General features: G+C 72.2%; 11 protein-coding genes. All 11 read left to right on the top strand.

What is annotated here, in order from left to right:
- Positions 1–1871 (top strand): right-handed parallel beta-helix repeat-containing protein (locus G3I40_RS06135; protein ID WP_164301139.1); only part of this gene is annotated, 1871 nt, incomplete at its 5' end.
- A 94-nt stretch (positions 1872–1965) separates the two neighbouring features.
- The gene (locus G3I40_RS06130; RefSeq protein ID WP_164301138.1) at positions 1966–3174 is read left to right on the top strand and encodes a Gfo/Idh/MocA family oxidoreductase; all 1209 of its coding nucleotides are present in this window, start codon (positions 1966–1968) and stop codon (positions 3172–3174) included.
- A gap of 200 nt (positions 3175–3374) precedes the next feature.
- The gene (gene tdh / locus G3I40_RS06125; RefSeq protein ID WP_164301137.1) at positions 3375–4403 is read left to right on the top strand and encodes an L-threonine 3-dehydrogenase; all 1029 of its coding nucleotides are present in this window, start codon (positions 3375–3377) and stop codon (positions 4401–4403) included.
- Between the two features lie 28 nt (positions 4404–4431).
- Positions 4432–5622 carry a glycine C-acetyltransferase gene (locus G3I40_RS06120; protein ID WP_164301136.1) on the top strand — a complete coding sequence of 397 codons (1191 nt, stop codon included), beginning with the start codon at positions 4432–4434 and terminating at the stop codon, positions 5620–5622.
- Positions 5623–5644: 22 nt separating this feature from the next.
- On the top strand, positions 5645–6547 hold the full coding sequence (locus tag G3I40_RS06115) for a LysR family transcriptional regulator (RefSeq protein WP_164301135.1): 903 nt from the start codon (positions 5645–5647) through the stop codon (positions 6545–6547).
- Positions 6548–6680: 133 nt separating this feature from the next.
- Positions 6681–6980, top strand: coding sequence for a hypothetical protein (locus G3I40_RS06110; protein ID WP_164301134.1), 300 nt, complete (start codon positions 6681–6683; stop codon positions 6978–6980).
- 152 nt (positions 6981–7132) lie between these two features.
- Positions 7133–7774 carry a helix-turn-helix domain-containing protein gene (locus G3I40_RS06105; protein WP_164301133.1) on the top strand — a complete coding sequence of 214 codons (642 nt, stop codon included), beginning with the start codon at positions 7133–7135 and terminating at the stop codon, positions 7772–7774.
- Positions 7775–7830: 56 nt separating this feature from the next.
- Positions 7831–8325 (top strand): GNAT family N-acetyltransferase, encoded by a 495-nt coding sequence (locus tag G3I40_RS06100; RefSeq protein ID WP_164301132.1) that lies wholly within the window; start codon positions 7831–7833, stop codon positions 8323–8325.
- 160 nt (positions 8326–8485) lie between these two features.
- Positions 8486–9436 (top strand): alpha/beta hydrolase, encoded by a 951-nt coding sequence (locus tag G3I40_RS06095; protein WP_164301131.1) that lies wholly within the window; start codon positions 8486–8488, stop codon positions 9434–9436.
- Between the two features lie 47 nt (positions 9437–9483).
- Entirely contained in the window at positions 9484–9843 is a 360-nt protein-coding gene (locus tag G3I40_RS06090; protein WP_164301130.1) for an MmcQ/YjbR family DNA-binding protein, read from the top strand.
- 83 nt (positions 9844–9926) lie between these two features.
- The coding region (locus G3I40_RS06085; RefSeq protein WP_239091569.1) for an MFS transporter at positions 9927–10931 on the top strand (1005 nt) is incomplete at its 3' end.

Here is a 10931-nt window from a genome sequence, read left to right as displayed (position 1 = left end):
CCCGCAACGCCGACGGCACCTGGACCACGAAGGCGCCCGCGGGCGTCACCCCGCGCCAGCTCTTCGTCGACGGGAAGCGGGCGGTGCGCGCCCGCGGCGAGTCCTGCGCCGCCGCCGTCTGCGACGCCACCAAGACCGGCATGACGGGCGCGACGAAGACCGGCATCGCGCACTGGGCGCGGCCCACCGACGCCGAGGCCGTCATCCGCGTACGGTGGCGCAACTACCACTGCCGGATCGCCTCCGTCAGCGGTGACGCCATGACCTTCGCCCAGCCCTGCTGGACCAACTCCGCCTCCGGCACCGACCGCACCGGCCCCGCCTGGGACTCCACGACCGTCGACTCGGCCCGCTACACCCAGGTTGCCTACTTCGAGAACGCCCCCGAACTCCTCGACACCCCAGGGGAGTTCGTCTGGGACTCGGCCAGGCGCACGGTCACCTACCTGCCGCGAAAGGGCGAGGACATGCGCCACGCGAAGGCCGTCACGCCGGCCACCGAGGGCCTGCTCACCCTCGACGGCGCGCACGACGTCACGGTCAGCGGCATCGGCTTCGCGTACGCCGCGTACCGGCAGCCGTCCACCGACGAGGGCTACGCGGGCATGCAGGCCGGGCTCACCCTGACCGGCGCCACGGGCCCCGTCGACCACGCCGGCCGCTACTACACGAAGCCGGCCGCCGCCCTCACCGTGCGCGGCGGCCGGAACGTCACGGTCACCGGCGCCACCTTCACCCACCTCGGCGGCGCGGGCGCCGTCTTCGAACACGGCACGCAGGACTCGACACTGACCCGTTCCCGCTTCAGCGACCTGTCCTCCGGCGCCGCCTACATCGGCGACACGGAACCCCTGCCCGCACCGGAACTCACAGGGGCCCGCAACACGGTCTCGTACAACACCGTTCACGCCACGGGAGTGGAGTTCACGGACGCCGTCGGGATCTGGGCGGGCTACGAGGCGGGTACCGTCATCGACCACAACACCCTCGACGACCTGCCGTACTCCGGGATCTCGATCGGCTGGGGCTGGAACCAGCCCGAGGCCCAGCGGTCCGTGCTGCGCGACAACCGCGTCACGAACAACCGGATCACGAACGTCATGAAGGTCGCCGACGAGCAGCACGACGGCGGAGCCGTCTACACCCAGGGCGCCCAGCCCGGCACCGTCATCTCCGGCAACTACATCAACCGCAGTGCGTACGGGAACACCGAACGCGACGGCAACGGCATCTACCTCGACGAACAGTCCAGCCACCTCACCGTCTCCGGGAACGTGCTGACCCGCCTCGGCTACAAGTGGATCTCCAACTGGGCCGACTACGGCATCGACAACCACGCCACCGGCAACTGGACCGACACCGACGCCCCCGCCATGGCGGGCACGGGCTCCACCATGACCGACAACCACACCAGGCTGGAACGGCTCCCCGCGCAGGCGCTCGCGGTCGCCGCGGCGGCCGGCGCCGACGGCCACGGCCGCGTCGAACAGCTCCGCCCCGACCTGGCCCGAGCGGGGACGGCCACCCAGTCCTCCACCGACGGCACGGGCGCGGCCGCGCAGGCCGTCGACGGCGACACCTCCACCGACACCCGCACGCTCGCCGAAGCGGGCGCCTGGTGGCAGGTCGACCTCGGCGCCGACCACCACGTGGGCCAGGTAGAGGTCTGGAACGACGCGTCGATGACCACGGCCGGCTTCGACGTGCGGCTCGCGTCCACGGCCGACTTCTCCGACGCCACGACCCTCCACGTCCCGGGCAAGGCCCTGCGCCCCACCGTCCTGGACACCGACACCGACGCCCGCTACGTCCGCATCCAGCTGACGGGCACCGCACGCGTGGGCCTCGCCCAGGTCCAGGTACACCCGTAGCGGGGCGCCCCGCACCGCGCGGCGGTGCCACGGGTCCGGGGGGCCCGCGGCACCGCCGTGCTTCCATGACCCGTACAAGAAAGGTGGTGACGCCATGACCGACGTCCCCCGCGACCTGCGGCTCGGTGTCCTCGGCTTCGGACTGCGCGGCACGCTCGCGCGCACCGCACACCGGCCCGGGGCGGGCTCGCGCGTCGTCGCCCTCGCCGACCACGACGCCGCGGCGCGCACGGAAGCGGCCCTGGCGTTCCCCGGCGCGCTGATATCCAGCGACCACAAGAAGGTGATCGGCGACTCCGACGTCGACGCGGTCCTCGTCCTCACCCCCGACCACACCCACGCCGACGTGGCCCGCGAGGCCTTGGAGGCGGGCAAGCCGGTCTTCGTCGAGAAGCCCCTCGACATCTCGATCGCACGCTGCGACGCGCTCCTGCGCACCGCGTACGAGACCGGCACCCGCCTGTACGTCGGCCACAACATGCGCCACATGCCGGTCGTGCGCCTGATGCGCGACATCATCGCCCGCGGCGAGATCGGCGAGGTCAAGACCGTCTGGGTACGCCACTTCGTCGGCTACGGCGGCGACTGGTACTTCAAGGACTGGCACGCCGAACGCCAGTACACCACCGGCCTGTTGCTGCAGAAGGCCGCCCACGACATCGACGTACTGCACTGGCTGGGACGCGGGTACACCCGGCAGGTGCAGGCCCTCGGCGACCTCATGGTCTACGGCGACAACCCGCACCGCCGCGCACCCGGCGAGGCCAAGCACGACGACTGGTACACGCGCGACGGCCACTGGCCGCCGGCCACCCAGAGCGGACTGAACCCCGTCATCGACGTCGAGGACGTCTCGCTGGTCAACATGCGTTTGGACAACGGGGTGCTGGCCGCCTACCAGCAGTGCCACTTCACACCGGACTACTGGCGCAACTACACCGTCATCGGTGACGCGGGCAGGCTGGAGAACTTCGGCGACGGTCCCGGGGGAGTGGTGAAGGTGTGGAACGCGCGCCGCTCCACCTACCGGGCCGAGGCCGACGCCGCGTACCCGGTTCCGGACGCCGAGGACAACGCGGGCCACGGCGGCGCCGATCCGCTCCTCATCGACGAGTTCGTCCGGTTCGCCCGCGACGGCGGCAGCACCGACACCTCGCCGGTCGCCGCCCGCATGGCGGTCGCGGCCGGTGTACGCGCCACCGAGTCGCTGCGCGACGGGGGCACGCCGCGCGAGGTCCCGGACCTCGATGCGGAACTCGTCGCGTACTTCGCGCGCGGACAGGTGCGCGAAGCCCGTACGTGAGCGGGTGCGCGGGCCGGGAAACCCCGGCGGCCTGTAGGAAAGCTGCGGCGCCGCTTAAGAAATCCTCGATGGACCCGGGGCGGCCTCGTGCGCGAGAGTCGGGGGCGGCGGCGGACGGTCGCCACCTCTGCATCTCACCCCCTTTCCGGTATCCGGGCGGCTGCGCGCTGCCCGGATGCGGGACGACAGGAGCCGAACCGTTGAAGGCACTGGTCAAGGAGAAGGCCGAACCGGGACTGTGGCTGACGGACGTGCCCGAGCCGTCCATCGGCCCCGGTGACGTACTGATCAAGGTCGAGCGGACCGGCATCTGCGGCACCGATCTGCACATCCGCAGCTGGGACGGCTGGGCGCAGTCGACCATCGACGCGCCGCTGGTCGTCGGCCACGAGTTCGTCGGCAAGGTCGTCGAGACCGGCCGCGACGTCGCCGACATCGCCATCGGCGACACCGTCAGCGGCGAGGGCCATCTCGTGTGCGGCAAGTGCCGCAACTGCCTCGCCGGGCGCCGTCACCTGTGCCGCGCGACGGTCGGCCTCGGCGTCGGACGCGACGGCGCGTTCGCCGAGTACGTGGCCCTGCCCGCGTCCAACGTGTGGGTGCACCGCGTCCCCGTCGACCTCGACGTCGCCGCGATCTTCGACCCGTTCGGCAACGCCGTGCACACCGCGCTGTCCTTCCCGCTCGTCGGCGAGGACGTCCTCATCACCGGCGCCGGACCGATCGGCCTGATGGCCGCCGCGGTCGCCAAGCACGCCGGCGCCCGCAACGTCGTGGTCACCGACGTCAGCGAGGAGCGCCTGGACCTGGCCCGCAAGATCGGCGTCAGCCTCGCGCTCGACGTCTCCTCCCGGAGCATCGCCGACGGCCAGCGCGAGCTCGGCCTGCGCGAAGGTTTCGACGTCGGCCTGGAGATGTCCGGCAACCCCACCGCGATGCGCGACATGCTCGCCAACATGACCCACGGCGGCAAGATCGCCATGCTCGGCCTGCCGGCGCAGGAGTTCGCCGTCGACTGGGCCCGGATCGTCACCTCGATGATCACCATCAAGGGCATCTACGGCCGCGAGATGTTCGAGACCTGGTACGCCATGTCGGTCCTCCTGGAGGGCGGCCTCGACCTCGCCCCGGTGATCACCGGCCGGTACGCCCACACGGACTTCGAGGCGGCCTTCGACGACGCGGCGAGCGGCCGCGGCGGCAAGGTCATCCTGGACTGGACCTCCTGAACTCCCCACGCCCGTAAGGATTCCCGGCATGTTCGACAACGTACGCGAAGACCTCCAGGCCACCCTCGACGAGATCGTCGCCGCGGGCCTGCACAAGCCCGAGCGGGTCATCGGCACCCCCCAGTCCGCCACCGTCGGCGTCACCGCGGGCGGCCGCCCCGGCGAGGTGCTGAACTTCTGCGCCAACAACTACCTCGGTCTCGCCGACCACCCCGAGGTCATCGCCGCCGGCCACGCGGCCCTCGACCGCTGGGGCTACGGCATGGCCTCCGTCCGCTTCATCTGCGGCACCCAGGAGGTCCACAAGGAGCTGGAGGCGCGGCTGTCCTCCTTCCTCGGCCAGGAGGACACGATCCTCTACTCCTCCTGCTTCGACGCCAACGGCGGCGTCTTCGAGACGCTGCTCGGCCCCGAGGACGCGGTCATCTCCGACGCCCTCAACCACGCCTCGATCATCGACGGCATCCGCCTGTCCAAGGCCCAGCGCTTCCGCTACGCGAACCGCGACATGGCCGACCTCGAAGCCCAGCTCAAGGCGGCCTCCGGCGCCCGCCGCAAGCTGATCGTCACCGACGGCGTCTTCTCCATGGACGGCTACGTCGCGCCGCTCGCCGACATCTGCGACCTCGCCGAGCGCCACGACGCGATGGTCATGGTCGACGACTCCCACGCGGTCGGCTTCGTCGGCCCCGGCGGCCGCGGCACCCCCGAGCTGCACGGCGTCATGGACCGCGTCGACATCATCACCGGCACCCTCGGCAAGGCCCTCGGCGGTGCCTCCGGCGGCTACGTCGCCGCCCGCGCCGAGATCGTCGCCCTGCTGCGCCAGCGCTCGCGCCCGTACCTGTTCTCCAACAGCCTCGCCCCCGTCATCGCCGCCGCCTCCCTGAAGGTCCTCGACCTCCTGGAGTCCGCCGGTGACCTGCGCGAGCGCCTCGCCGCGAACACCGAGCTGTTCCGTACGCGGATGACGCAGGAGGGCTTCGACATCCTCCCCGGCGACCACGCCATCGCCCCCGTCATGATCGGCGACGCCTCCGTCGCAGGCCGCATGGCCGAGCTGCTCCTGGAGCGCGGCGTGTACGTGATCGGCTTCTCGTACCCGGTCGTGCCGCAGGGCCAGGCCCGTATCCGCGTCCAGCTCTCGGCCGCGCACTCCACCGAGGACGTGAACCGGGCCGTCGACGCGTTCGTCGAGGCCCGCGCGCAGCTCGGCTGACCGGTTTGGGACAATCGGGGACATGATCGAAGCGCGGCGGCTGCACATCCTCCGTGCGGTGGCCGACCACCGCACGGTCACGGCGGCTGCCGCCGCGCTGTATCTCACCCCGTCCGCGGTCTCCCAGCAGCTGACCGCCCTGGAGCAGGAGACGGGCCACAAGCTGGTCGAGCGCGGGGCCCGCGGCGTCCGGCTGACCGCGGCCGGCGAGATCCTGCTCACGCACACGAACGCCGTCCTCGCCCAGCTGGAGCGGGCCGAGGCGGAACTCGCCGCGTACAGCAACGGCGCGGCGGGCACGGTGACCCTCGCCTCCTTCGCGACCGGCATCGGCCTGGTGGTGGGGCCTGCCCTCGCCCGCCTCGCCCAGACCGCGCCCGGCATCCGCGTCCGGGTCCAGGACGCGGAGGGCGATGCCAGCCTGCCGATGCTCCTGGAGCGGCGCATCGACGTCGCCGTCGCCGTCGAGTACCGGGGCGCCCCGGGCGCCGACGACGACCGCATCACGCGGGTGCCGCTCTACGCGGAGCCCTTCGACGCGGTGCTGCCGGTCGCGCACCGGCTCGCGGACGCCGAGCGGGTGCCCGTCGGCGACCTGGCGAAGGACACCTGGATGGGCCCCTACCCCGGCAACCCGTGCCACGACGTGGTCGTCCTGGCCTGCGAACACGCCGGATTCTCCCCGGAGTTCGAGCACTCCTCGGACGACTTCCGCGCGGTCGTCGCCCTGGCCTCCGCGGGCGCCGGGGTCGCCCTCGTGCCGCGTTCCGCGCTGGTCGGCATGGACCTCGCCGAGGTCGTCGTGCGCCCCATCGAAGGCGTCGCCCCCACGCGCAAGGTGTTCGCGGCGGTCCGCCACGGCGCGGAGACGCATCCGCTGATCCGCCCGGTCCTGGACGCGCTGGGCGAGGCGGCCGCGGCCTGAGCGCCCGCCCCGGGCCGACGGCAGCGCATTGAGCATCCCTGCCCGCCGTTGTGAGTACGCCTACTCAGGGCCCGGCAGCGGCCGGCCGACAGGGTAGAGGGACAAGAACGAACGACCGGAGGCGATCGTGCACATGTCCCGCAGGGTGAACCCGCTCCTCGCAGCCCTGGCCGGCGCGGCCGCGGTGGTGGCCCTCGCCGGCTGCTCCCTCGACCTGAGGGACGCGATCTGCTCCCACGGCGAGTACCCCGTCATGACCGTGGGCGGAACCGGGTCGGCCTGCGTCCCGGACGACGAGAAGCCGCCGTCGGGATACGTGCGCTACCCGGAGGGCAAGGTGCCGAGGAAGGTCGACGACAAGTGGGACGTGTACTGGCGCACCCACACCCTCGACAAGAGCGGCGCCATCATCGACGCCCCGGATCGTTCCTGAGGCCGGTACCGCCCTCGGTGATGCCGGGCGATCCCTTGCGATCGCCTCCGCGACCCCTTGTGATCACCCTCGCGGTCCTTCATGACCACTCCCGCGCCCCGTCGCGATCCTTCCCGACACCGCTGTTTCATATACGGGATAGCATGCCGAATATGAGACGCGAGAGTGAAGTCCCCCCGGTTCCCCGAGGCGTCCCGGGCGCCTCGGCGGCCCAGGCCGCCACCGTCGTCGCCGAGACCGACCCGGTCGACGCCCGGCTCGGCGCACGGCTGGCGGAGCTGCGGTCCGAACATGGCTGGTCCCTGGGCGAGTTGGCCGACCGCAGCGGCGTGAGCCGCTCCACCCTGTCCCGCGCCGAACGCGCCGAGATCAGTCCGACCGCCGCCCTGCTGAACCGGCTGTGCGCCGTGTACGGGCGCACCATGTCGCAGTTGCTCAGCGAGGTCGAATCCGCCCCGGCCCAGGTCGTGCGCGTCGCCGAGCAGCCCGTGTGGCAGGACGAGGCGAGCGGCTTCGTCCGGCGTTCCGTGTCGCCGCCGCTCGCCGGGCTGCGCGCCGAAGTGGTCGAGGGTCACCTCGAACCGTACGCCGACATCGTCTACGACCGGCCGCCCGTCCCCGGCCTGGAGCAGCACATCTGGGTCCTCGACGGCCGCCTCGCCCTCACGGTGCAGGGCACCGTCCACACCCTCGACGCCGGGGACTGCCTGCGCTTCCGCCTGTGGGGGCCCACGCACTTCCACTGCCCCGGACCCCAGGCCGTGCGCTACGCGCTGGTGGTGGTGCTGCCGTGACGGCGCTGCCCGTAAGACTCCTGACACCGTCTCAATTCCCCTCTCTTGTACCTGAGTTGGGAGATCTGCTTGCCGACGTCGTGCACGGTGGCGCCTCCCTCGGCTTCCTCGACGGACTGACGGCCGCGGCCGCCGCCGACTGGTGGCGCGCACGCGCGAGCGCCGTGGAACGCGGTGCCCTCGCCGTCTGGGCAGCCCTGGACGAAGCCTCGGGCCGCTGCCTGGGCACCGTCTCCCTCGCCTTCAACGACTGGCCCAACGGCCGCCACCGCGCGGAGATCCTCAAGCTGATGGTGCACGGGTCGGCGCGCGGTAAGGGCCTCGCCCGCACCCTGCTCGCGACCGCCGAGCGGGCCGCCGCCGACGCCGGCATCACCCTCCTCGTGCTCGACACGGAGACGGGCAGCCCCGCCGAGCCGCTGTACCGGTCGGCGGGCTGGACGACGGTCGGCGTCATCCCCGACTACGCCGCCGACCCCGCGGGCGTCCCGCGCCCCACGACGCTCTTCTACAAGCGCCCCGGAGTACGGGAGCCGGCCACCCTCGCCTGACCGCACCGCTCACCCCGGCACTCAGCACTTCGATGCACGTGAAAGGCCACGGGGGCGCAACCGGCGTACGCCCGAACCGGCAAGCGGCAGGAATGACGGCCGACGGGGCAGGGGAGAGGTGGAGGACACCCGCACACCCGCCCACGACAAGGAGTCGCCCATGACCACCCCCGCGTACACCACCACCGCCCTGAGCACCGGCGACGGCGCCGCCGTGGCCACGTACACCTGGCTGCCCGACACCGGCCGGCCCCGCGCCTTCGTGCAGATCGCCCACGGCGCCGCCGAACACGGCCTGCGCTACGACCGGTTCGCGCGCCACCTCACCGCGCACGGCTACGCCGTCATCGCCTCCGACCACCGGGGCCACGGCGCCACCGCCGCGACCACCGGCGGCTACGGCGTCACCGACGACGAGGAACCCGGCACGGTCGACGCCTGGGTCTCGATCGTCGAGGACCTGAAGGCCATCGGCGACCAGGCCAGGGCGCTGCACCCGAACGTCCCGTTCGTGCTCCTCGGCCACAGCCTCGGCTCGCTGCTCGCCCGCGACTACGCGCAGCGGTACGCGGACGACCTCGTCGGCGTGATCCTCTCCGGCACCTTCCGCTCGCTGCCCGGCGCGGACAACGAAGGCGCGATCGCCTCCCTGGAAGCGGACATCGCCCGCACCGGCCGCGCCGCGATCTCCTCCTTCGTCCCCGACCTCTTCGCCTCGTTCAACGACCCCTTCCCGCACCGCACCGGATTCGAATGGCTCTCGCGGGACGAGGCCGAGGTCGACACCTACGTGGCCGACGAACGCTGTGGCTTCCCCTTCTCGGCGGGCCTGTCCCTGGACTTCGTCCGCGCGGTGCGCCGCATCAACGACCCCGCCCACCTCGCCCGCATCCCGGCCGACCTCCCGATCCACGTCGCGGTCGGCACCGAGGACCCCTGCAACCAGCGCATGACCCTCGTCCACGAACTCCTGGAGGACCTGCGCTACGTGGGCGTCACCGACCTCACCTGGAAGGGCTACGAGGGCGCGCGCCACGAGATCCTCAACGAGACCGTCCGCGACGAGGTCCAGGACGACCTCACGGCATGGCTGGACAAGCGCGTGCCCTGACCAGGCCGTTGTCCGCCTTTGTCAGTGCCGTTGGCTACGGTTTCCCCATGCCCGACGCCGAGGATGTACGCACCATCGCCCTGTCCCTGCCGGACACGACGGAGAAGATCGCCTGGAGCATGCCCACGTTCCGGGTGGCGGGAAAGATGTTCGTGACGCTGCCCGAGGAGGAGACGTCCATCGCCGTGCGCTGCCCCAAGGAGGAGCGCGACGAACTGGTCCTGGCGGAGCCGAAGAAGTTCTGGATCGCCGACCACGAGGCGTCCTTCGCCTGGGTCCGCGCCCGGCTCGCCGCGCTCGACGACACGGACGAGCTGCGCGCCATCCTCACCGACTCCTGGCGGCAGGCGGCCCCGCCCCGACTGCTCGACGCACACCCGGAGTTGGGCCTGCCGGCCACGGGCTGAAACTCCGTGGGCCGAGCCCCGGCAGCGTGGCATGATCCGCCCGTAAGGGCGGGTGACGCGATGCTGCAGGGGACGGATCGGGCATGGGCGGGGACGAGATCGGCGACATCGACGGCATGAATGGCACAGGCGTCGGGCGGGCGGCAGGGACCGGTGACGCGACGGAGCCGTCCGGCGGCCGTCGTCTCCTGCGGCGAGGACGGGGCCCGGCTCCGTCCGGCAGGCGGGGCATCTGGTCACGGGACTTCGGACTGTTCTTCACGGCGCGGGCCGTCGCCAAACTCGGCGACACGATGCTTCCCGTGGCACTGGCCGCGGGGCTGCTGCAGTACGGATACGGGGCGGGCGCCGTCGGCCTCGCGATGGCCGCGTCCGTCGCCTGCTTCGCCGGGCTCGTGATCTTCGGCGGGGTGTTCGCGGACCGGTTCAGCACCCGGCTGCTGATGATCGGCGCCGACGCCACCCGCCTGATCAGCCAGTCCCTCGCCGCCGTCATGTTCTTCACCGGGCACGTCGTGCTCTGGGAGATCTGCGTCATCGGCGCCGTCAACGGAGCGGCCTCCGCGATCTTCCAGCCCGGCGTCGCCAGCACCGTGCCCCGCCTCGCCGACGACGTCCAGGCGGCCAACGGGGCGATACGCGTCGCCGAGTCCGGCTCGCAGCTCGCGGGTCCCGCCGTCGCGGGCATGCTCGTCGCCTTCGCCTCCCCGGGCCTGGTCTTCGCCGCCCACGCGGGAACGTACGCGCTGAGCGGCCTGTGCCTGGTGCTGCTGCGCCTGCCCCCGGCCGCCCCCGACAGCCGGCCCGCGAACAACGGCTTCCGCAAGGACCTCGGGCAGGGCTGGCGGGAGTTCCGGTCCCGGACCTGGCTGTGGGGCGTCATCGCCATCTGGTGCGTCCTGATGATCGGGACCTGGGGTCCGGCCGTCCCGCTCGTCGCCACCCAGGTGACCCAGGAGCACGGGCCGCGCGCGTACGGCCTGGTCAACTCGGCGCTCGGCGCGGGCACCGTCATCGGCGGCCTGCTCGCCCTGCGCCTGCGCCCGCGCCGCATGCTGCGGGCCGGCTCCGTCGCGCTCTTCGCCTTC

Source organism: Streptomyces sp. SID14478 (genome assembly GCF_010548525.1).
In the GTDB taxonomy this organism is placed as follows: Bacteria; Actinomycetota; Actinomycetes; order Streptomycetales; family Streptomycetaceae; genus Streptomyces.
Note: the sequence above shows the minus strand (reverse complement) of the source record. Positions and strands in the feature narration are given on the sequence as shown.

Coding starts and splice junctions, on each gene's coding strand:
- G3I40_RS06130 (WP_164301138.1), top strand. CDS start 1,966: ATGACCGACGTCCCCCGCGACCTGCGGCTCGGTGTCCTCGGCTTCGGA.
- G3I40_RS06120 (WP_164301136.1), top strand. CDS start 4,432: ATGTTCGACAACGTACGCGAAGACCTCCAGGCCACCCTCGACGAGATC.
- G3I40_RS06115 (WP_164301135.1), top strand. CDS start 5,645: ATGATCGAAGCGCGGCGGCTGCACATCCTCCGTGCGGTGGCCGACCAC.
- G3I40_RS06110 (WP_164301134.1), top strand. CDS start 6,681: ATGTCCCGCAGGGTGAACCCGCTCCTCGCAGCCCTGGCCGGCGCGGCC.
- G3I40_RS06105 (WP_164301133.1), top strand. CDS start 7,133: ATGAGACGCGAGAGTGAAGTCCCCCCGGTTCCCCGAGGCGTCCCGGGC.
- G3I40_RS06095 (WP_164301131.1), top strand. CDS start 8,486: ATGACCACCCCCGCGTACACCACCACCGCCCTGAGCACCGGCGACGGC.
- G3I40_RS06090 (WP_164301130.1), top strand. CDS start 9,484: ATGCCCGACGCCGAGGATGTACGCACCATCGCCCTGTCCCTGCCGGAC.